The organism is Natronotalea proteinilytica, from assembly GCF_055379935.1.
On record NZ_AP043947.1, the window covers coordinates 1,123,185 to 1,146,074 of the forward strand.

Below are 22,890 nucleotides of genomic sequence, written 5' to 3' on the forward strand. Positions count from 1 at the left end.
AAGGGGTTCGATTTGACAGCCAACGAGCGTGTATCGCGTGTGGGAACGGCGACTCAAAGCACTGTTTCACCTACATCTCCGTGCTGTCCGGATAGAACGCATGCCAGGCAAAGTGAAACGCCTCCACCGAGACGAGCTTGTCGAAGGGAAGAGCATCGGCAGCGTAGGATGCGCCGTCTACCGTATAGCTGCCATCGTCGTTGGCAGACACGGCATCGGGCGATTCGGTGGCGTAGATGTAGCCGGTGTCAAGCTGCTGATCGTACACGGCAACGAACCCGTCGGACTGCTGCACACGCTCTTCAGCCAGCGTTTCCATGACGGCGTACACGCTCTCGTCAGCCGTGCGGGCGCCTACAATCATCTCCTTGGTATGATGCGCATTGGACTCGTGCATCAGCGGAAACATGACATTTTGGGAAGTATAGTAGCCGCCTGCTGGATTGTAGTCGCCATACGGGTCGTTATTGTAATTGCGCAGGTGACCGGTATCATCGCTCAACACTTGGGTGCTGGGGTGTGTCGCCTTCCATTCGCCCCAGGTGGTCCAAATCAGATTCACTTCGTCAAGCGTTTCTCCTGCATGCGCTCCGGTCAGTCCGGTCGCATTAATTTGCGAGAAGTAACTTTCGGTGTCGCGATCGAACATAACCAGGTTGCTATTCAGCAGCTGTCCGGATACACCGAGCGTCGTTTCTCCTCGGGCAAACCCTTGCGAAGTAGCCGTTAACGGGCAATACGTAATGGCCACGTTGAATCCGCCTACTTCGTCATTTACGATCTCGTGATGCACCATAATCAGTTGCGGATACGCACGGGCATCGCCATTATGCTCGTATCCGATAACCATGTCGCCATCATCGAGGTCGGCAGCGTCAGCATCGATGAAGTCGGGCTCATCGATGGAGGGAATGCCATCGGGCGGTGGCCCACCCGACATCATGAAGTCGGCGTAGTCTGCAATGGCATCGCCCAAGACGTACGAGGTATTAGCCAGAGGTAGAGGTGGATCGATCGCATCAGTCGATTCGGCACGAAGCAGTAGCGTACCGCCCAGTATTACGGCAAGACTGGTTACTCCGATGAGCAGATTGCGTAGGGAAAACATAGCCGGGTAGGGAATTACGGGATGGCAGGTGCAGAGTGCAGGAGGTCTTATCTTATAGGCTCTCCTGGGATGGTGTAGTGCATCATACAGACATCTTGTTACACTGCGCAGGGGCACGCGCTATCACCCACCACGTGCCTTTTGCTGTTTCCTACCACTTCCCAAATGACAGTGGCCCGTAGGCACGAAGATGCATTCGGGACAGTCAGTAGCAGGGCAATATCCGCTGTAGCCGCCTGCAAAGCGAGTTTGGGACGCTCACGCAGACATTTGGGACGCTCAAACAAGCACGTAGGTCTCCTAAACACTATTATTTAACAGCCTGGCGTAGAGGGCTATATGCCCGCCATCGCTTTTTGATAATGATTTGTGTCTTTTCAACAAGCACCTTCTTTTAGCCTTATGACAGACTCATCTACTCCATCCATGACAGACTCACCTGCTTTATCACGACAATGGGGTTGTATTCACCCTGCCGTATTGGAGGCGTCGCTCATTGCGTTCGGGGGGCACTGCTCCTGTGGGCCCTGGCTCTTCCTGCAGGAACGCAGGCACAGTCTAACCCCGACTTTGAACTGGCAGAAAATGGCGTCACGGTGCTCTGCGATGATGCCGAGGTCGGCGATACCGGCGAAGTGAATGGCACCGTCTACACCAAGCGTACTCGCTCCCAGATCAATGATCAAAATGCGGCTACGACATGCACTAGCGGGATAACAAATTTAGGCACACTATTTCGCTTTAACGACTCCTTTAACGAAGACATTAGTACGTGGGATGTCTCCAGTGCGACCAGTCTTAATTCGCTATTCCTTAGAGCCGAGTCGTTTAACCAAGATCTCAGCAACTGGGATGTCTCTAACGTTACCAACATGAGAGGTATGTTCGACGGAGCCGAGTCGTTTGACCAAGATCTCAGTAGCTGGGATACCGGCAATGTCGAAGACATGCGCAATATGTTCCGGGATGCCGAGTCGTTCGATCAGGATCTAAGCAATTGGGATGTGAGCGGTGTGGTTGAGGATGGAGGCAGCTTCGATAACACCATGGAAGGGATGTTTGATGGTTCTGGGCTGTCCAACAACAATTATGATGCACTCCTCATCGGTTGGGCGCAGCTTGATCTACAAGACGACATTACATTGGGAGCTTCTGGTATTCAGTATGGCCCTGACGCCGTGGAAGCCCGGCAATCCATCATCGACGATTACAATTGGACGATCAATGATGGGGGCTTTACCGGTATAAATTTTGAACTTGCGCCTAACGGCGTCACGGTGCTTTGTGAGGATGCTGATGTCGACGATGTCGGTGAGGTAGAAGGAGTTCTTTACACCAAACGCAACGTCGAAGACATTGACACCGACAATGCTGCCACCACGTGCACCAGCGGCATTACGGATATGAGTGAGTTATTTGAGGGGGAAACCGTGTTCAACGAAGACATCAGCACCTGGGATGTCTCTAGTGTTACCAGCATGCGCTTCATGTTTAGGGAGGCCGAGTCGTTTAACCAGGATATTGGCGCCTGGAATGTCTCCAACGTCACAGATATGGGCGATATGTTCCGAGAGGCGGAGTCATTCAACCAAGATATCGGTGCATGGGATGTCTCTAGCGCCACTAGTATGCGGGTCATGTTCGGAGGCGCCGAGTCGTTTAACCAAGACATTGGTGACTGGGATGTCTCTAACGTAACCAGTATGTACGCTATGTTTAGGGAGGCCGAGTCGTTCAACCAGGACATCGGCGAGTGGGAGGTCTCCAGCGTTACCGAGATGGCCCGCATGTTCTGGGGCGCCGAGTCGTTTAACCAGGACATCAGCGACTGGAACGTCGCTAATGTCACTGATATGCGCGGCATGTTCTGGGGCGCTGAGTCGTTTAACCAGGACATTGTCGTTTAACCAGGACATTGGCGAGTGGAACGTCTCCAGCGTCACTGAGATGAACGACATGTTTAGGGAGGCTGAGGCGTTTGATCAAGACCTAAGCCATTGGGATGTGAGCGGCGTTGTTGAAGACGGAGGATTCCAAGATAACACCATGGAACGGATGTTCGATGGCTCTGGGCTGTCCACCGAAAACTACGACCGCACGCTCATCGGATGGGCCGGGCAGAGTCTGAACGACGACATTGGACTTGGTGCCAGCGGCATCGAATTCTGCAACAGCGAGCCGTTCCGGGACCATCTCGTTGAAGAGTATAACTGGACTATTGAAGACGCCGGACAAGCCGATAACTGCCCGACAACCCTCGTCGGCGACGGATTTGCTGAGGTGGACAGCGACGGCGGCGTCGATCTTGGCACCACCGATGTGCGGGTTGACTTTGATGGCGTCGTCGGTTCCGGTCGCGTAACCGCCGCCCGCTTCGACGATATGGCCGAAAACATCGAGGGCATTGACGAAGCACAGGTCAGTCCGTACCGCCTGGTTATTGTAGCTGGAGATGGGCTGGCTTTTGATAATAGCACCGAAGCCCGCTTCGATGTGAATGCATTCGGCGGAATTGCTGATCCCGACGATGTCACCGTGTACAGTCGCCCGTTGCCAGGGACAGGCGAATTCGAGGACCTGCCCACCTCGTTCGACTCCGACGAAAACGAGATCGTCGTTAACACGCCGGCTTTCAGCGAAGTGGTGCTTGCCAGCGATGACAACCCGCTTCCCGTCGAACTTAGCTCCTTCGAAGCCACGCTCGACGGCGACGACGCCCTCTTGCAGTGGGAAACCGCCTCCGAGACTAACAACGCCGAGTTTGAGGTGCAGCGCGCCAAAGGATCAACCGCTGATGCATCGGCGGATATGTCTTGGGAGACCGTTACCACGCTTGACGGCGCGGGCACCACCGACGAACCGCAGTCCTACCGGTTCACCGACACCGCACTGCCCTACGCTTCCGACAGTCTGAGCTATCGCCTCCGTCAGATTGACACCGACGGCACCGAGTCGTTCAGCGACGCGGTGGTGATCGCCCGTCAAGTGACCGAAGCGGAGCTGTTGCCGACCTACCCGAATCCGGTGCGCGGACAGGCCACGGTGCGCTTTGCGGTGCCCGAACAGCAAGTGGTGCAGCTTGCGCTGTACGATGTGCTCGGTCGCCGGGTGCAACTGGTCGCCGACGGTCCAGCCGATGGCCGCACCGAGCAGGTGTTGGACGTAAGCGGGCTCTCCAGCGGCACCTACTTTCTGCGCATGCAAACCGACGGCCACACCGAAACGCAGCGCGTGACCGTGGTGCGGTAAGGGATGCTTGTAACGATAGTGCCCCAAGACCGGACAAGGGCCGGGGCTGTCGATCAACATAAAAACGGTCTGCTGGCCGATGGGCTAGCAGACCGTTTCTGTTTAGATCGTGTGTGTCGGGGCGCCCGGATTTGAACCGGGGACCTCTTCGTCCCGAACGAAGCGCGCTACCTGGCTGCGCCACGCCCCGATACAAAAGTGACGTACCTGTGGCGCATAGGAGAAGATCCGCCAGATGGGTGACCGCTTTGTGAAATGCGTTTAGGCCCAGGCTGATCCATTCTACCCTCGCCGCGAGAATGCATCATACATTTCGTCAATCAGGTCGCCGTAGGTGTCGTGAATGATACGCCGCTTTACCTTAAGCGTCGGCGTAAGCAATCCATTTTCAACGGTAAACGGTTCATCAATCAGTCGGAAGGCTCGGATTTTCTCATAGGCAGGCGCCTCTTTGTTGTACGTGCTTACGGCTCCATTATACAGCCGGTCAACCCAGCGCTCGTCGATAAGCGCTGTATTGTCCTCAGGATGCACCGGTTCGCTTTTGTCACGACCGTGCATGCGCAGCGCTTCAAACTCGGGCACAATGAGCGCGGTTAAGAACGGACGATCATCGCCCAGTACTACAATCTGGTCGATCAGGCCCTGCGTCTTGAAGTGCTCCTCAATCGGCCCTGGATAGATGTTTTTGCCGCCTTGCGATACCAGCATGTGCTTGATGCGATCGGTCACCTGCAGGTAGCCGTCCACAAAGCGCCCCACATCGCCGGTATGGTACCATCCATCGGGATCGAACGCCCCTCGGGTGGCCTCAGGCAATCGCCAGTATTTCTCCATGATGTTTGGTCCTTTTGCGACAATCTCGCCCTCTTCGGTGGTTAGCTTCGACGGATAATCATTGCCGTTTAGCGTACCGATGGGGGCATCCGTTTCCAGATCCTTGATGCAGACTTTTACATCCGGCAATACATGCCCAACGGTGCCATAGCGCGGCGCATCCATTGGATTCACGGCAAGAATCGGTGCCGTTTCAGTGAGGCCATAGCCTTCGATGATCGTAATCCCTGCTGCCTGAAAGAACTGCCCGATTTCTTTCGGGAGCGCGGCTCCACCCGATGCCGCAAACCGGAGGTTGCCGCCCAGCTTTTCGTGAAGCTCGGAAAAGACCAGTTTGTGAGCCAGCGCGTACTGCGTGCGCAGCGCCCATCCGGCTCCTCCATTTTGTTCAGCCTCCGCATGCCGTTGTCCAGTGTCTACCGCCCACTCAAAAATGCGCGCCTTCAACGCAGAACCGCTGTCGACCTTATCCCGGATTTTGCTGTAGACCTTTTCAAAGACGCGTGGTACCGAAATGAGAACGGTGGGTTTTACCTCCAGCAGATTCTGAGTCAGCGCCTCGATGCTTTCAGCATAGCTGATGGTAGCTCCTGCTGCCAGCACGGCAGTGTACCCGGCGGTGCGCTCGAATGCGTGGCAGAGCGGCAGAAATGACAGGTGATGGTCGCTAGCGTTGAATGGCACCCGGTCGAGCGCCGCCTTGGCGTTTTCGCAGAAGTTGCGATGGCTGAGCACTACCCCTTTCGGGTCGCCAGTGGTGCCGCTCGTGTAGATGAGCGCGCTGGTATCAGAGGGGCGCACGTCGCGTCCGAGGCGTTCAAGCACGTTCTTATGCTCACGCCAGTACGTCTCACCAGTGTGCTGCGCCTCATCCCAATGCGTCATGAAGTCAGGCGCATCATCGGGCAGTTCGCTCATTACTGTTATACCCTGCAGATCGGGACACTCCCCGGCAATGGCTTCCACTTTTTTGCGCTGCACGGGTACCGAAGCCACTACCCACTGCGCCCCCGAATCACGCAGAATGTAGCCGACCTTGGAGGCAGGCAAGGTGTTGTAAATAGAAACGTTGACAGCACCCAAAATCTGTGTGGCCAGATCGGTGATGACCCACTCCGGACGGTTTTCGGACAGGATGGCAACACGGTCGTCCGGACGAATGCCTTGCGCGTGCAAGAATCCGGCAAACGCCTGGACCTTTGCCTCAAGCGCTTCCCACGAAATATCTTCCCACTGATCCGTCGTTTTGGATTTGTACCGCAGCACCGTACGCGACTGACCTCGGTATTCGTCAACCAGGCGCGTAAACAGTTCAGGAATCGTGGAGAACGCAACCTTAGCAGGCATATTAATGCAGGGGTGGGTGATTCATTCTAAATGGCCCATGTAAACATGGCCTTAAAGCGACTGTTTCTTACCCTGTTTTTCTGTCTGCGGATACGCTTCGATAGGATAGTATAGTGCTGTGTCACAGGTCAATGGTTGGGTGGTGCGGCGTCAATGATTTAGCTACGTTGTCAGAAGAGATCCCGGCTCTGCGGCGCCGGGGCGCCTTGTCCGGGATGACTATGAGTGTTGGCAAGTTCATACTCTACCCTAAGATTCACGTGTGACACAGCGCTAAGTGAGGTCACGTGTCAACGTTGGTGTTCAGGGGGGAAGCCTGCACGATGATAATAACAAAACACCTGCCTCTCGTGGCGATGCACAACAGGCATGACCTTACGGCCCCTCTGCGTCGCCACGCTTGTCGGGACGCTCCAGCATCCCTAATCCACCACCTGGTTTCTTTACCTCGGGGGGGTTACGTTGGACGCAGAGCGTCCATTCGTCCGTCGCGACGCAGAGCATCGCGACGAGGACGCAAGCGGGAGTTCGCCTCCGGTTGCGTTGTGTATACACCATAGCTCCTCTGAGGGGGACTTGTTGAACGTCTTCCACAGTTCCTTCCTCCTCGGGGAGAAAGGGTAGGATGGAGGAGAAACCAACCGGCAATCCCCAAAACTATTGTTGAGGGCACTTACAGCCAGCCGAACTCCGATCTTTGCGTAAAACGGATGGACGCCCCGTTCCGTTCGTCCACTGTGCCTGCTACGTTGTAGATTCCTACGAACCCTCTTCCTTACGCACTGCAACCCATGCCCGACCTTTTCGATGCGCCCGCCGCCGACGGCTCATCCGACAACAAGAAATTCGTGACCATCTCCGGCAACATCGGAGCCGGCAAAAGCTCGCTAACCGACATCCTTAGCACCTACTTTGGCTGGCGTGCTTTCTACGAACGGGTCGATGACAACCCTTATCTTGACGACTTTTACGACGACATGCGTCGCTGGTCGTTCAACCTGCAGGTGTTCTTTCTGTCGAGCCGCTTTCGCCATCAGCGCCGCATTGAAGAGTCGGAGCAATCGGTCGTCCAAGACCGCTCGATCTATGAGGACGCCGAGATCTTTGCGCGCAATCTCTATCAGATGAATTTGATGAGCGAGCGCGACTATGAGAACTACACGGAACTCTTCAAAATCATGACGTCCTACCTGCAGGCGCCTACCCTGTTGGTCTACCTGAAAGCCTCGGTGCCTACGCTGGTTAATCACATTCAGAGCCGGGGGCGCGAGTTTGAATCCACCATCCGCATCGACTATCTGGAGCGGTTGCAAGAACACTACACCCGGTGGATTGAAAATTACAACCGAGGCCCCAAGATGATTATCGACGTGGATGAGGTCGATTTTGTACACAACGAAGCCGATCGGCGCCAGGTCGTGAGCCAAATCGAGAGTCGTCTCTACGGACTGTTCCCGGACGAGTGATGCCACAGGTGCTCAATCTGGTTTTAGCGGGCATTGTAGGCATTGTCCTGAGCATGGGCATGTCGATAGGACCCCGTGCATCGGGGCACGGGGGAGCGTTCGTCGTTGCCGATACCACAGAAACCGACACAACAGAAGCCGACACCACGGAGGCCCCGTCGCCGGATGTCGCGGAGCCCCCCGAGGAAGCGCCGCCTATCTCTGGAGGCGATCTGATTGACTTTACCCCCGACCCAGCCGGGCCTGCCCTGGCCGACTCGGTCTACGAACGGCGTCCGTATCCAACCATTGCGGAAAACCTGGCTGAGTATCCGGGCAGCTTTCTGTATCATCTGGGGCCCGAAGGATGGCCGCACGGATGGAGCCCGTACGGACTCTCGCCGCTCAACACCGAACTCTGGCTCGACGACCGGCGCTACACCGACCCCCTCACGCAGCAGCCGCGCCACGACCTGCTCGCGCCGCTGCTCACCACGCGCCCGCATCACGGTCCACATGGCCAGCAAGCCCCTGTGGCGTTGCATCAGCACTGGCGCTCATTCACAGAAACGCGTCCGCTCACCGAGTTGCGCTATCGGCGGGGCGGTGGCGATTTGCAAGCTGTAGAAGTAGCTCACACGCAGGGGCACGATGTGGCATGGTTCGGTCAACCGGCACGCATCCATGCAACGTTTGGATACGGAGGACGCTCGACTGTTGACACCTACAGCAGCTCCGAAGTCGATCTGGAGCGTCAGGTGCTGATGCGCGTGCGGTATCAGAAGCCACGGTGGGCCGTTGAGCTTTCCAACTACTCGGTGCGCCATCGCATGGCCACGCACGGCGGCGTAGAACCGGTAACTCCCGATGTACCCGCGACGCTGTTTGCGCCCGGCGTGGCCTCGGTGCGTAATGCCGGACAACGCCAAACCATTCGCAATGACCTCACAATGCGACTGCAGGGACAGTGGAGCCGCAACCAGCCGCCGCTTCGTCTTACCGGCGGGTGGACATCGAACACGTTCGATTATACCGAAGCCGACAAAACGACGTTCTTTTCGGATGTCTGGACGGCCACGCTCCGCCAACCGCTTACATGGCGGAATCATCATTTCGAGGGAACCGCATACGTGGAGCAGCGCACGGCCACGCTTCGCGACACCGCCGACACCTCTCAGCCCACTATTACACACCGGCGCATTGGTCTGCGCGATTCGGTGACCGTGGGCAAAACATCGCTGGATGCGCGGGCCCAGTTGCAGCAGGTGAACACCCTGACGCCGTCGCCGACCGGGGCGCTGCACGTAACGCGTCCCCTCGGTCCGATCGCTCTGCATGTGCATGCGTCGTCTACCGTACGGCTGCCGTCGCGTCTTGAACGCGATGGATTCTTGGACTTTGTGACTCCGATAGAGGAGGCCGTACGCTCACGCACGAACCATCTGCGTATGGGGGCTGAAGCAGAAGCCGGAGTGTGGCAGGCGCGTATCGAGGGATTTGCGAATCAACTCGTTGATGCTGTGGAATGGGAGCGCGGCAGCAATGCGTCTGAAAGTCAGGCTGTAGTTATTCCCGGCGCGCTAAACATGGTGGGGGGCACTGCCGAACTCCGTTGGCGCTATGCCTCTGAACGGGGACTATACGCGCTGGCGCAGGCCACCACGGTTGAGGTGCTCAACAGCACAGCGTCGCAGCAACACTTCAAGTATGCCGAAAGCCTGCCACAGTTTTTTGGGCGCGGACGCTTAGGAGCGCGGTTTGTACTTTTTCAGGATCTGGATGTGGATTTGTATGTGGAGGGCACCGGCTGGTCTACATTCCGCAGCCGATGGTTTCATGCGCCCACCGGTCAGCTCACGCTGCCCGCGCTTGATGCCGCTGCTACCCCGGGTACGCCGCTCGCGGTGCGCGAGGACGGGGTAATGAATGTACACGCCGAAATGGATTTGCGCGGCGCCAAGCTAATGCTCTCTGTGGAAAACGCGCTGGGCGGGACGGATGTGAGTCCGGGCACATACATGGTGCCTACCTTTCCCCTACCCAATCAACGCTTCCGGTTCAGCATCCACTGGCCGTTATTTGACTGATGGGGAGCACAAATTGTACCCGGTAGGGTGAACCCACCCGTGAGTCTTCCCGTTTGGTTACGTGTTGTGCGTCTGCCGATCCATCTGCCTGGCTGCTTATGTCCGATTCAGCGCTGTCTGAGCATCACGCCTCAGGGCCGGTTTCGTCAATGAACCCGAACCTGAAGCGTCAAATGCAACGCGCTACGTCGTTCTCGACAGATGCCTACCTGCACGGTATTGAATCAGGCGACCGCGTCATGATGGGCCGCGCCATCACGCTTATCGAGAGCACGCGTCCGGAAGATCGCGCGCAGGCCCATGCGGTGCTCGATGCATGCACCCCCGCCTCTACCAACACGGTACGCATTGGCATTACCGGCATTCCCGGCGTGGGCAAAAGCACCTTCATCGAAGCGCTTGGACTGCACATCGTAGAACAGGGGCACAAGGTCGCCGTGCTCACAGTCGATCCGACCAGTGAACGGAGCCGAGGCAGCATTTTAGGCGACAAGACGCGGATGCCCAAGCTCGCTACGCACGACAATGCGTTTATCCGCCCATCGCCCACCAGCGGGTCGCTGGGTGGGGTGGCCCGCACCACGCGCGAAACCATTCTCTTGTGTGAGGCCGCCGGGTACACCCACGTTCTCGTTGAGACGGTAGGCGTGGGGCAATCCGAAACCGCGGTTCGCTCTATGGTGGATGCGTTTCTGCTGCTGGCGCTGGCCAACACCGGCGACGAACTGCAGGGCATCAAGCGCGGCATTATGGAGATGGCTGATGCGATCGTCATCAACAAGGCCGATGCTAGTCCAGAGCATGCGGTAACCGAAACACGACGGACGCTCCGCCAGGCCCTGCAGTTGCTGCCCGATCGTTCATCGGGGTGGACGCCCCCCGTGCTGACGTGCTCAGCGCTACGTCACCGTGGCATAGACGATGTGTGGACCACCCTCACCGAGTACATCGCGCATCTGCGTGCGTCGGACGTGTTCGCATCGCAGCGGGCGAAGCAGGCGCGTCACTGGCTGTGCGAAACTATCGACCACGCGCTGCAGCAGGACTTTTACGCGAACGCCGATGTGCAAGCGGCGCTCCCCGATCTGGAAAACCAGGTTGCCCAGGGAGACGAAAGCGCCTATGCTGCTGCCCAGCAACTCATTGCGGCGTATCGGTCGGAATCGGATTGAAGCACACGAGAGGGCCCTTCAAAACGATGGCTTCTTGTCCAACGTCGAAATACGAGCATGTCTGTCGGTTCGTCAGGGGCTGCTGAGCATGGGAAGGCGTTACAGAAGCGCTGTGACGTTATGGGGCTGTGCCCCTCCAGTAGAAACGTAACAGCGTGTGCCTTAACGGCCCGGAAGACGGCGGAGCACTTTTTTGGCCAGCGTACGTGTGTGTAGAGCGCCCCGAATGAGATGCTGCACCCCAACAGGCGATCGCACCAGGGCCCCTTGCGGCCATGAGAACCGGTGGCTGAACTCGTCGTGCGCTGCAGTGCCCCTCCAGACAAATCGAGGCACGGCGCTCCACGGATACGGCTCGGCTAGACCGCGCGCCGTGCGGTCGGTGCCTTCCCCCAGTTCGCGCGGAAACGCCCCCCATGCTTCGGCTTCGGTCCGTGAGGGCGTTTCCCAGAAGAGACGAAGCGTTTGCGCCACGGCTTCGCGCACGTCTCCAAGCACAAAAGAACTGTTGAAGCGGAGCAAGCCGTCTACAAAGGCGTGCATCGTGGCCTCCACAACTGGAAATCCCCACGTCTCCATGCGGCGGGTCCACGAGGGCTCTAGCACGGGCTCGACCTGTCCGTTTGCCCTCGTTAGCCCTGTGGTCGTGCCATGCGCGGCGGTGCAGAACGTCTCCATCAGCGTGTAGATGGCTGTATGCGGAGTGAGCACGCGGGGGAGTCCGGCCTGCCGATGCTCATCAAAAAAGTAGGCATGGCGTGCCTCGGCGTGGGCCCCTTGCTGATTGGTAAGACCGAAGAAAAAACCGGGCAGTGGTTGCGCGTCGGGGATTGTGTCCGCACGCATATCGTTGAGCATACTGTGGATGCTGCCTTTCCACCCGATGTCTACCAGAGCACTGGATTGACCATCCGTAAGCCCTTCTTGCTGCAGGTAGTCCAGAAGCAGGCGGCGCGGCGTAGGTGCTGACGTCGGCAGATCGGCAGTGCCCACTGGCTGCATGACGGCGGGGGATGGGGCCTGCGCAGCACGTAACACCGCCCGGCTCAAGTAAATATAGCGGGCCTCGCATGCAATGCCCATAGCAGGGGCCAGGCGCTGCGCAATAGGCACCAGCAAGTAGCCATCGCGAGCGGTAAAGTACAGCCGTTCGATTTGCCGGGCCTGCGCCTGTTGAAGTATCCATGCCACAAACCCTACGAGTACAGGCGCCAGTACCCCTGATGCTACGGTGCGCAATGCCTGTTCATGCGGGGTAGATGCCCCGGTATGCAGCCGCGCGTAACGCGCCGCCCCCGCCAGTTGGGCGAGTCCAGCCGGACGGCGGCCCTCCGCGCGGCTCAACGCGTGCTCATAGCGGGTCGGGTTTGCCGTGGTGTAGTGATGCGCTTGCAGTCCGGCCTCGCGTGCGAAGCGCACATCGGCATGGGGACAGTTGCCCACATGCACAACCGATTGGGAGGGAGCGTGGTCGTGTACGGTGGCAAAGAGGCCTGTACTTTTAGTGGCCCCGTGCTCGCATGAGACCAGCAGCGTATCGCCCGGGTGCCACAGTCCATGCTTATGCAGACAGGCTTGTAGGAAGGTGCTGGGCAGGTACATATCGGAGGTAAACAAGATCGGAGCCCCCTCTGCGCGAAGCGATTGGATCGCTGCTTGGGTTTCGGGGATGGGATAGAGCACCGCCTGCTCAACAGCCAGTTCGGCTTCTTTAATGCGATGCAGCACAGCATCTGAAACCGGAAGCGCGGTGTGCAGCTCCTCATAAATGCGGTTTAGCGTTTTGTGATGGCCATGCCATTCATCGGCACGGCGGTCGGCAGCTGCGCGCAGCTTCGCAAAGTCGTGTGGCGTACACGCAGCCGGCAACAGGTCGCGAACGTCCTCGCCGGTCTGCCAAAAAACAGCCTCCGGCGGATGCACAGCACGGGCCAGAACCGTATCGAACACGTCGAACGAGTAGTGAGCCGTGGACGAGTTGAGCCATTGAGCAGATGCCCGCAAGGAATCAGATAACGACATAGCACAACAGTCAAAGAAACAGGTCAGGGGAAAATAAAGTCAGGACAGCTTTGATTGATGCAGCGGCTGCAGCCAACTCCCGAGCACGCGACGTAGCGGACGCGTGCTATACCGGATGGGGGTGACAACGAGGCTTTCGGTTGCATAGCGCGCGCAAAAGGCAAAGCGGGAGTGCGCTTCTTCAGTCGGGGAGTGCCACCCGCTGGCCCACAGCGCCTGGTACCACGGCCATTGCAGCGGGTAGTGGCTGGCCCGATGCCACGGCTTATCAGCACCGGCATAGTGAATGATGTGAGCGGCGGCGGGCAAATGCGTACGGAGCGCCCGGATCTCGTGCAGAAATCCGGAGTCGGCCCAGGCTTCCACATTGCGCATCCAGTAAGGCGCCTGAATGAAGTGAGGAATGTTCCACGCTGCCGAAATCGGTTTCCAGTCGTGCGCTAGCACGGCGTTGAGGCCATCTTGATCACCAAAGTGGTTTTCGTGGGCATGATCACCCAGGTAATTCATGACCTGCTCGCTGATGCGTTCGGTGCGCCAACGCACTAAATCCATCGCCATCACGCCCGCATTGAAATACGGTGTCGTTGGAGAGAGGCCCAGCGAACGATACGAAGCCAGTCCGCGACGGTCGGAGACATACGGAACCCCTGCATCCTGCACGGCCAAGATAGCGGCGCCCTCGAAAGAGGTGGTCCACAGGTCGGCAAGATTGCCCTGCACAACGAGGTCGCTATCCAGATACAGGGCCCGCGTGTGGTGGGTGGGCAGAACATCGGGGATATGCAGACGCAGGAATGTGGTATCGTTGAGCCAGGGCGCAGTATGCGTGCTGTGCGGCACAGACTCAGGCGTTACAGCCTTCCAGTGCACCTCGACAGGAGGACCAGCATGGGTAGCAACGTCTTCCAACCGTTGCTTGCTCGCTGATGAGATGCCACCGTCTAGGATATATACGATGATGGGCTGATCGGTTGTGCAGTGCACTAGCGCCGAATGCAGCGTAACGGCCATGGGGCGAGTGTACGCATCATCGCCGCCAAGAACAAGAACAACCGGATGATTTGAGTCGGACATGGAGCGGAGTGGCGAGCTATGAGGAGAAAACGGTTCGCTTCGTGTGGCGGTAAACATGTCCGAGTTGTTTTCGCAACTCTAACGGTGTAGGGGGCATGGCGGCCCAGTTCCAGACCTGGCGTAGCGGAAGTGCCAATCGGCGCGAGGCGCGCACCGAGGGGCGCTCAGCCAGACGCGGGATCCGCTCGAAGAGCACCTCAGCCCAGCGTTCGGTGGTACGTGCTACGGTAAAGTCCTGCGCCCGCTGGCGTCCGTGCTCTACCATCGCCGTGTAATGATCGGGCTCGTCGATAAAGCGGGTGAGTGCAGCAATGACGTCGGCATCAGAGGTCACCTCCACGTAGTCGAGCGGGTCGTCGCGCAGTTCCCGGAAGGCGTATTCGGGTCCCAGGAGCGCCGGAACACCGGCATGCCAGGCGTTGATGAGCTTTGAAGCGGGCTTGTCGTGAAACAGATCGCCCCGGTGCCAGGGGCGCCGCACGGCCAAGAGCACGTCCACGTCGTGGTAGTCGTGCCAGGGCTGCGGAGCCGTGCGATCCACGGTCTCTTCGAGACGAGCGGTAATGTCGTGCATATCGAGAAATGCATCCAGCCGATCCGTGAACAGATTTGGATGCAAGTTGCCTTTGTCGCCCTTAAAGGCGAGCGTGCGGACGCGGGCCCCTCGACTCGGATCCCGTGGACGGAGGCCGGGTTGTGGCCAGTGTGGAATGTGAAACGTGCGCACGTCATCGGCAAAACAGCCATTTTGTACAATTTCAGCATCCGCCAACGGCGACCGGAATCCTACGATATCAGCTCGAATCGTAACGATGAGCAGGTCGCGATGCGCGGAGGTGTACTGCTCGTGAAACGAGGCACAAAAGTGCGGCTCTGGCAACAGTACCACAATACCTGTATCAGGCAACGTCGCCTGAATGGCGACATCGTGCCCGGCTTCGCGTAAGCGTAAGGCCGTTTGCACAACCCACGCCCGAACGCGCACCGGTTGCGGTACCGTCCAATGATCCACTGTTTCATCAACAGGGGGGCCTTCAGCGCGTGCCAGTTCGCTAGGGTCAGGACAGAAAAAGGTTACCGGATACGTAGCCATTGGTGGTATAAGAACGTAGGATATACTGAGTATTAACCTCTGCTCCTATATACCGTCCGCGGCGCACTAAACGAATAGGTTCGCGGCGCACTCATCTATGGATGTTTGGCGCACTTATGGGTGGCGTATGGCCTGTTCTGATTCAGCCCCTGTTCTGATTTCGACACTGGATAGACGCTACGTGATAACGCGATAGGACATTGCATTTTCGTCGCGATACTGAACATCGAGAGGCATCATACCCAGGTGGTCATGCCACGGTGTTAGCGTCTTGGGCCCGCTTACAGCTGGTCGGCGATGCGATCTGCCTGGGTCCAGCCGGTGTCCATGGCGCGTGCTACGCGGCCTTTACCCACGCGGAAGTCGCCTGCAAAGTACAAGCCGACCGTGTGAGCCGCATCTAACGGTTCAGGGTCGGTTGCGGTGGTGGGAGCGGCATAGCGCCAGCGGTGGGCATCGGTCCAGGCGACGCCGTCGAGCGGGTTGTCGAGGAGAGCAGCGGCCTGGCGATGTACTGCTTCGGTGTATTGAGCCGGATCGTCATCCACACGAGGCGCGGTCCACGACGGACTCATCTGCACGCACACGATCGACTGATCGCGCGGGACGCGTCCGGGTTTGTCGTCTTCGATGCTTAGCCACGCGATGGGATGCTGACGATCGGTGTTGAGCAGGGCATGAAACGGCTCGGGACGCTCCAGGCGATGACGCAGGCCGTACACGTAGGCAAATTGGGGATCGTACGGGGTGTGCTGCAGCGCGCGGGAGCACGCGTCGATATGATCGGCAGCAGGCCCGGATGCAGTGCTGGCAGAAAGAATATCGACTTGTTGGGGGGCGGGCGGTGTGAGCAGCACGGCATCGAAGGGGCCAAACGATGCATCATCGGTGCTGTAGAGCGTCCAGGTCGCATCGGCATAGGCAAGCCGCTGGATACGCGTGCTGCGATGGACCCGAGCATCGGCAGCCTCAGCAAGGACTTTGCCGAGGGTGTTGATGCCGTGTGCGTACGTCCAGCGCGGTTTGGCATTCGATTTGGGATCGCCCGGCGTGCGGGTACCGTCGGCGTCGAACGTCCACACGGGTTGCGGGATGGTGGCCAGGCGATCGGTAGAGAGATGCTGTGTGATCAGGGTGCGAATACGCTTGGGCGGATGCGGGATGTAGTTGGCACCAAAGTCGTACCGTAGATTGCCGTGACTGCGCGTAGCGGCGCGCCCGCCATAGCCCCGGCTTTTTTCGAACACGGTGACGTCTGCGTCAATGGACTGCAGCCGCCAGGCAGCGGTAAGACCAGCAGGGCCAGCTCCTATAATGGCAATATGAGGCATACGGTGTGGGAAACGATATGTGATAAATGGAAGACGATACTTCGGGTTTTACCATATTGGAGTACGCGAGCCCCTGTTGGCTGAAAAGAAAGCGCATGAAACCGTCGTTTTCTTAGCAATTGGAGGGCGGCGTTGGAACTCTGTTGGAAAGCGGATCCGTTAAAGCGGTGTGTCTATTAACCTGTTGTTTGTGGACTGCACGTGACGCGGCTCCGCACATATTTTTCTTGCGACCTGTCCCTTAGGCTTCATGCTTGGCCGCCTGCTGCTTCTTTTTCTGCTCCTGCCTGCTATTGAGTTGGGGCTTCTGATTCAGGTGCACAACCTGATTGATTTCTGGCCAACCATGGCGCTCATTATTGTAACGGGCATTGTGGGGACGATTCTGGCGCGTAGGGAGGGGACCTCTACGTGGAAGAAGGTCAATGCGCGGTTGCAGCAGGGCGGGTTGCCGGGCAATGAACTGGTTGAAGGGGTCATCATTTTGGTGGCGGGTGCGCTGCTGGTTACGCCGGGCGTGCTTACCGATGTGGTAGGCTTTCTCGGGTTGGTTCCGCCGACGCGTCGCATGATCCGCCGGTATGTTATCAAGCGGTTCAAAAAGAAGATGTCGGAGGGTCAGGCGCAGGTTCATTACGGTGGATTTTATGGCGGTCCGATGGGGCCAGACGGCATGTCTATGGGAGATACGCCGCATGGGCCCACGCCCGACGGTCCAGCTCCCAGCGACGGCCCATCAGAAGCGCCAGGTGAGGGATCCGCCCACTGGCAGGGCTCGGGCCGACAGGTCCCCGGGCATATCGATGAAGTCGACGATTCGAGATCGGGATCCGATCCACGCGATGGTGTCTAGCAGTAGCAATCCGGCTCCCTGCACGATGAGTGCAGTGCCGTGCCCTCGCCATGCCGAGGCGTCGCTCACATCGTTGTAGCTGGCGATGACCATGGCTCCTCCTACAGCGGAGTAGCCGACGTTCAAGCCCATGTTTACAAGCAAGATGTCGTGGTACGTGCGCTCGGTGCTTAGCGCATCGCTCCAAGTGTCGGGCGTACTTCGTGAGCCAAGGAGCCCTACCGTGGCGATGCCCACGTTCACAGCGCCCCATGCGGCGGATTGCATGCCAAAGCTCCACCAGTCGGATTGTGCATCGCGATCGTGCGTTGCCATCAGCGCCAGTCCGCCCGCTACGTTGGAGCCGCCCCAGGCCGCTACGCGCCACAGGTGATTGCGCTCGGCGGTGTGCCGCTGCTGTACCAACGTCTCAATCCGCTCCACCGACACGCTGAAGGCCCCCTCTGTGCTGCCATCGCCTGCAGGGGAAGGAGGCACGGTGCCGGGCGTGTCAGCAGTGGTTGAATCGGTGACCGCCGGCACAGGTGACAGTTCGGGGGAAGACGGAGCGGTTTGTGCAGAGGCGGCTGTGGCCTCATACAACGCCCATCCACCAAGTGCCAGAAGGCCCCCTGCGATCCAGCGTGTGGTTGTGCTGGAGAGCGTGCTGGAAATCCAAGACATATCGGCTGCTTAAGGTTGACGAATAAGGGGACTGAATAACTTCGAACGAGTGCTTCGTCTGTCCGGTCCCCATGATTGATGGTTTTGGACACAGCGTTGCAGTTGGCAAGCTATTGTTGTGTCTATGGGTTGCAACACGCCCCGTTTTTATGTTGTCATCTTGAGCGGAGCAACTGCGTCTAGCAGGGGCGGAGTCCTGACACGAGCGAAGCGACTGATGAGCGTAGCGAATAAAGATCTCCCCCGAGATGGGCAGGGTCGTTGAATCACCAGTAGCCGTTGAACCTCGGGAAGATGGTTCCCCCGAATGCCATTCGGGGGCTACATGGGCCTCCTCCGTCGGCCTTCGCTCACCATGACAGGTGTTTTGTTATTATCATCGGGCAGGCTTTCACTCCCCCCTGAACACCAACATTGACACTTGACTTCACTTAAGTAACGGCATGTGCAGGTTTCTTTTTTACGGTAGCGGTTCAATGTTAAATGATTGCCTGTGGTTTACATCATCGCAATCTGCTCAAACCCCCTCTGTCTGCCGACATCTCCCCCTTGGCCAAGGGGGAGAAACCCGTAGGGAGAGGGGGTTCGAAGAAGAGAGAGCTGCTGCATTCAATTGCTTTATCATTTAGCGTCTATCCACTACCTTTTTTTCGTTGCTGATGGCCTTGTAGCAGAATACGCCGTCCTGACCTCCCCCATTCTCTTACGCTGTTCGGTGTTTCCCCCTTCGCGAAGGGGGAAATGTCGCGTAGCGACAAAGGGGGATGGGCGTCCACAAAGATAACGGAAAACTTGCATACCGCGTTAAGTACGTGTTTAGCGTGTTAGAATGGCCGCCCGGGATATCCGCTTTGCTCCTGATCCCGGGCTACAGAACGGCGCGATGTGAGCAACCCCATAGCCGGGGACCGCTTGCGTCCCCGGCTTGCTGGGGCACCACATTCCCGTCAGCACCACGCTCGTCGCGATGTACAACCGGTATGACCTTCGGCCCTCTGCGTCCGACGTACCTCCCGAGGTGAAGAAATCAAGGAGACACAAGCGATTCCTGGACGGTTTTCAATTGCATGTTGGGTTTTAGGCATGTAGGTTAAGGGGCCGTTTCGGTTTGTGCTCAGTAACTAAACATCCATTATCATTATGCCTATTTCCCCTTCGCGTCACACCCCGTCCACAGCCATGGCGCCTCCCGAAGCGTGGCCCGAACTTCCGAAAGTCTCTGACTGGCAGGACACGCTGGATACCGTGCACCGGTGGACACAGATTGTTGGAAAGATCCGAATGGAAGCCCATCCGTGGGTCAATCACTCGTGGGGAACTTCGCTGTATGTTACGCCGCGTGGACTCACAACCGGCCCAATTCCGCATCATGGGCGCTCCTTTTCGATTAATTTCGACTTCATCGACCACAGGTTGCGCTTTTCTACCTCGACAGGCGAACAGCCCACGGTCTCGCTCCAACCCATGTCGGTAGCCCGGTTTTACGAACAGGTCATGACCGTCATGGAGGAGTTGGACCTTGACGTGTCCATCTATCCGATGCCGGTGGAGATTCCGGACCCTATTCAACCGTTTCCGGAGGATGAAACGCACGCGAGCTACGATGCGGATGCCGTTCATCGCTTCTGGCGGGCGCTTACACAGGCTGCGCGGGTGTTCACTACATTTCGAGCACGGTTTCTAGGCAAAGTCAGTCCGGTCCATTTTTTCTGGGGAGCGTTTGATCTGGCAGTAACTCGCTTTTCGGGACGCGAAGCACCGACTCATCCGGGTGGTATTCCAAATTGTCCGGACTGGGTCATGGAGGAGGCGTATTCGCATGAATTGTCGAGCGCGGGCTTCTGGCCGGGCACGGGACTGGGCGAAGCTGCATTTTACGCCTATGCCTATCCTGAACCCGAGACATTTCGCACCCAATCCGCGGGTCCTGATGCGGCCTACTTTCACGAAGAGCTAGGCGAGTTCGTGCTTCCGTACGCTGAAGTGCAAACCGCCTCCGATCCGGATGCTATGCTCTTGCGCTTTTTGCAGCACACCTATGAAGCGGCTGCCGACGCAGGCAACTGGAATCGGTCGGCATTGGAGTACGCCCCCTCCTCCTCGTGAGAACGAAGGGGGCGCCGTCCGGCGCATGCAATGAGGGACCGGTGCGCGCTCACTCCGAAAGCACGTCACGCAGGGCCGCCTGGGCTTCTTGGGGGTCGGCGGAGCCGTTGGTCGTGCGCATGATCTGCCCCATGAAGAACCCCATGAGTTGTTGTTCGCCCGCCCGGAAGCGTTCGGCTTCTTCAGGATGGTCGGCCACAACCTGCTCCGCAACCGTGCGTAGCGCATCGGCATCATCGATTTGCTGCAGTCCCTCTGCTTCAACAATGGCTTCTGGATCGCCGCCTTCGGTCATCATGCGTCCGAAAACGTCGCGGGCGGCGCGGTTGGTTATCACATCGGTGTCGACCAGGCGCACCAGAGCGGCGAACTGAGACGCATCGAAGGGAAGCGCTGCAAGGGCGTCTTGGTCTTTACGAGCGCTCTGCAGCTCGTTGACGATCCAGTTGGCCAGTGGCTTTGGGGCGTCGTAGTGGTCGAGGGCGTCGCGGAAGAACGTACGCAGTGGGGCATCGCCTGCGAGCAGAGCCGCGCCGTCGCGTGTGAGGCCCAGTTCGTTGTGATACTGCGTGAACACAGCGCGTTCGGCTTCGCTAAGCTGTTCGACCGGGTCGCGCTGCGCAGCAATGGAGCGCTGCCGCTGCGCCTCCTTGGCAGCTTCTTTCGCCTTGCGTTCAGCTTCCAGGTCCACCGTGTCGCCCTCCTCAGCCCAGCGGTCGCGTAATGGCACGATCTGGTTGAATACCAGCGCATCCTCCGAAGACGTCTCCGGATCCTGCCAGAAGTAGCCTACCCGCTCGAACTGGTAGCGCTGGTCTGCGGGGCCATCAAGCACACTGGGCTCGACGATGCCTTGCTTGACTTGGAGCGAATGAGGGTTCAGGTGCGACTTGAAGTCTTCCGGGCCGCCATCGGGAGCGGGCACTGTGAACAGGCGGTCGTAGAGGCGCGCCTCGAACGGGATGCCGGCTTGCGCATCCACCCAGTGAATAACGCCTTGTGGAGTAGGGCCATCGGCAGGGTCTGTGTTGCCTTTGGTGGCCGGGTCGTAGGTGCAGTGCAGTTCAATGATGGATCCATCATCGTCGCGGACGACCCGCTCGCAGGTGATCACGTAGCTGTTGCGGAGCCGCACAGCGCCCCCGGTCGTCAGGCGACGAAAGTCATCGGGCGGATCTTCGCGAAAGTCGCTTCGGTCGATGTAGAGCGTCCGCGAGAAAGGCACCGAGCGGGTGCCGTCTCGGTCGATATCCCGCGGCCACGATGGGAGGTCCATCCACTCGGTGGTGTCGGCTTCGTAGTTGGTTAGCACCACCTTCAGTGGGTCGGTTACCGCCATCACGCGCGGGGCGTGGTCGTTGAGCGTGTCGCGGATGGCATGCTCGAAGCGGCTGATCTCCACGCGGCTTTCCGTTCGCGTCACGCCCACATCGTCACAGAACGCCCGGATAGCTGCCGGTGGCACCCCTCGGCGTCGGAGCCCGGCCAGCGTAGGCAGACGGGGATCGTCCCACCCCTCCACATCGCCGCGCTCTACCAGTTGCAAGAGCTTGCGTTTGCTCATCACCGTGTAGCCCACGTTCAGCCGTGAAAACTCGTACTGGCGCGGACGCGCCTCTTGTTCGTCGTCATCCAGGCAGCGCTCTAAGAGCCAGTCATACACCCGGCGGTTGTTGTCGAACTCCAGCGTGCATAGCGAGTGCGTCACATCCTCGATGGCGTCTTCGAGCGGATGTGCAAAGTCATACATGGGATAGAGGCACCAGTCGTCATCGCGCCGGTAATGGTGGGCGTGCTTGATGCGAAAGAGCAGCGGGTCGCGCATGATCATGTGCGGCGAGGCCATATCGATTTTGGCTCGAAGCACGTGCTCCCCATCATCGAACTCGCCGTCTCGCATGCGTTCGAACAGGTCGAGGTTTTTCTCAACCGAGCGATCGCGGTACGGACTGGGGGTACCAGGTTCGGTGACTGTGCCCCGGTGTTCGCGAATTTCCTCCTCCGACTGACTATCGACGTAGGCATCGCCCTGTCGAATAAGCTGGACAGCAAAGTCGTAGAACTGCTCGAAGTAGTCGGCTGCGTGGTAGCAATGCGCCCCCCAGTCGTATCCAAGCCACCGCACAGCGTCTTTGATGGCCTCGGCATACTCTACACTCTCGGTGTCGGGGTTGGTGTCGTCAAAGCGGAGGTGACACCGCGTGTCGGCAACGTCGGCATAGTCTTCGGCGATGCCAAAGTTGAGGCAGATCGACTTCGCATGGCCCAGGTGCAAGTAGCCGTTTGGCTCGGGAGGAAAGCGCGTTACGACCCGATCTCCATAGGTGCCATTGCGCAGGTCGTCGTTAATGATTTCGCGGATGAAGTTGGTAGCAGGGGGCAGGTCGTTGCTCACGGGGCACAGCAATTGGGTCACAGAAACGATGGAAGACGTTCGTAGGAGCCGCACCCCGAAAAGATCCGCATGCTGGAATCGAAGCTGCGCTGAACTTTCTGAATC

The 22,890-nt window shown here is 58.4% G+C and carries 15 protein-coding genes and 1 tRNA gene; 7 read left to right on the forward strand and 9 right to left on the reverse strand.

Annotated elements, in window-relative coordinates:
• Positions 1 to 70: 70 nt before the first annotated feature.
• Positions 71 to 1,108, reverse strand: coding sequence for a DUF3179 domain-containing protein (locus ACZ5AL_RS04650; RefSeq protein WP_464512499.1), 1,038 nt, complete (start codon positions 1,106 to 1,108; stop codon positions 71 to 73).
• A gap of 455 nt (positions 1,109 to 1,563) precedes the next feature.
• Between ACZ5AL_RS04650 and ACZ5AL_RS04655 the strand changes: the two genes are divergently transcribed.
• Together ACZ5AL_RS04655 and ACZ5AL_RS04660 are read left to right on the forward strand one after the other, a co-directional pair.
• Positions 1,564 to 3,015: a BspA family leucine-rich repeat surface protein gene (locus ACZ5AL_RS04655; RefSeq protein ID WP_464512500.1), complete on the forward strand. Its 1,452-nt coding sequence runs from the start codon at positions 1,564 to 1,566 to the stop codon at positions 3,013 to 3,015.
• Positions 3,005 to 4,357 (forward strand): BspA family leucine-rich repeat surface protein, encoded by a 1,353-nt coding sequence (locus tag ACZ5AL_RS04660; RefSeq protein WP_464512502.1) that lies wholly within the window; start codon positions 3,005 to 3,007, stop codon positions 4,355 to 4,357. Before ACZ5AL_RS04655 ends, ACZ5AL_RS04660 begins: the two co-directional genes overlap by 11 nt.
• Positions 4,358 to 4,473: 116 nt before the next feature.
• Here ACZ5AL_RS04660 and ACZ5AL_RS04665 read toward each other — a convergent pair.
• Together ACZ5AL_RS04665 and ACZ5AL_RS04670 are read right to left on the reverse strand one after the other, a co-directional pair.
• A tRNA-Pro gene (locus ACZ5AL_RS04665) sits at positions 4,474 to 4,547 on the reverse strand.
• A 92-nt stretch (positions 4,548 to 4,639) separates the two neighbouring features.
• Positions 4,640 to 6,541, reverse strand: a complete 1,902-nt coding sequence (locus ACZ5AL_RS04670) for an AMP-dependent synthetase/ligase (RefSeq protein ID WP_464512503.1) — start codon at positions 6,539 to 6,541, stop codon at positions 4,640 to 4,642.
• Between the two features lie 791 nt (positions 6,542 to 7,332).
• Between ACZ5AL_RS04670 and ACZ5AL_RS04675 the strand changes: the two genes are divergently transcribed.
• The 3 genes from ACZ5AL_RS04675 to meaB all read left to right on the forward strand — a co-directional run bounded on the left by ACZ5AL_RS04675 (position 7,333) and on the right by meaB (position 11,245).
• On the forward strand, positions 7,333 to 8,007 hold the full coding sequence (locus tag ACZ5AL_RS04675; RefSeq protein ID WP_464512504.1) for a deoxynucleoside kinase: 675 nt from the start codon (positions 7,333 to 7,335) through the stop codon (positions 8,005 to 8,007).
• A gap of 59 nt (positions 8,008 to 8,066) precedes the next feature.
• Entirely contained in the window at positions 8,067 to 10,073 is a 2,007-nt protein-coding gene (locus tag ACZ5AL_RS04680; RefSeq protein WP_464512506.1) for a hypothetical protein, read from the forward strand.
• Between the two features lie 98 nt (positions 10,074 to 10,171).
• On the forward strand, positions 10,172 to 11,245 hold the full coding sequence (gene meaB / locus ACZ5AL_RS04685; protein ID WP_464512507.1) for a methylmalonyl Co-A mutase-associated GTPase MeaB: 1,074 nt from the start codon (positions 10,172 to 10,174) through the stop codon (positions 11,243 to 11,245).
• A gap of 162 nt (positions 11,246 to 11,407) precedes the next feature.
• Here the strand turns inward: meaB and ACZ5AL_RS04690 are convergent, their stop codons facing one another.
• The 4 genes from ACZ5AL_RS04690 to ACZ5AL_RS04705 form a co-directional block, all read right to left on the reverse strand.
• On the reverse strand, positions 11,408 to 13,267 hold the full coding sequence (locus ACZ5AL_RS04690; protein ID WP_464512508.1) for an HAD family hydrolase: 1,860 nt from the start codon (positions 13,265 to 13,267) through the stop codon (positions 11,408 to 11,410).
• Between the two features lie 39 nt (positions 13,268 to 13,306).
• Positions 13,307 to 14,344, reverse strand: a complete 1,038-nt coding sequence (locus ACZ5AL_RS04695; protein WP_464512509.1) for a glycosyltransferase family 8 protein — start codon at positions 14,342 to 14,344, stop codon at positions 13,307 to 13,309.
• A gap of 16 nt (positions 14,345 to 14,360) precedes the next feature.
• Positions 14,361 to 15,437: a glycosyltransferase gene (locus ACZ5AL_RS04700; protein ID WP_464512511.1), complete on the reverse strand. Its 1,077-nt coding sequence runs from the start codon at positions 15,435 to 15,437 to the stop codon at positions 14,361 to 14,363.
• Between the two features lie 281 nt (positions 15,438 to 15,718).
• Positions 15,719 to 16,768, reverse strand: coding sequence for an NAD(P)/FAD-dependent oxidoreductase (locus tag ACZ5AL_RS04705; protein WP_464512512.1), 1,050 nt, complete (start codon positions 16,766 to 16,768; stop codon positions 15,719 to 15,721).
• A 250-nt stretch (positions 16,769 to 17,018) separates the two neighbouring features.
• Between ACZ5AL_RS04705 and ACZ5AL_RS04710 the strand changes: the two genes are divergently transcribed.
• A complete protein-coding gene (locus tag ACZ5AL_RS04710; RefSeq protein ID WP_464512513.1) occupies positions 17,019 to 17,621 on the forward strand; it encodes an FxsA family protein in 603 nt (200 codons plus the stop codon).
• Here ACZ5AL_RS04710 and ACZ5AL_RS04715 read toward each other — a convergent pair.
• On the reverse strand, positions 17,505 to 18,284 hold the full coding sequence (locus tag ACZ5AL_RS04715; RefSeq protein ID WP_464512515.1) for a DUF6992 family protein: 780 nt from the start codon (positions 18,282 to 18,284) through the stop codon (positions 17,505 to 17,507). The genes ACZ5AL_RS04710 and ACZ5AL_RS04715 overlap by 117 nt on opposite strands.
• A gap of 1,140 nt (positions 18,285 to 19,424) precedes the next feature.
• Here ACZ5AL_RS04715 and ACZ5AL_RS04720 point away from each other — a divergent pair.
• Positions 19,425 to 20,390, forward strand: a complete 966-nt coding sequence (locus ACZ5AL_RS04720) for a DUF5996 family protein (protein ID WP_464512516.1) — start codon at positions 19,425 to 19,427, stop codon at positions 20,388 to 20,390.
• A 49-nt stretch (positions 20,391 to 20,439) separates the two neighbouring features.
• On the opposite strand, the gene ACZ5AL_RS04725 is transcribed toward ACZ5AL_RS04720, so the two are convergent.
• A complete protein-coding gene (locus tag ACZ5AL_RS04725; RefSeq protein ID WP_464512517.1) occupies positions 20,440 to 22,785 on the reverse strand; it encodes a glutamine--tRNA ligase/YqeY domain fusion protein in 2,346 nt (781 codons plus the stop codon).
• Positions 22,786 to 22,890 lie beyond the last annotated feature (105 nt).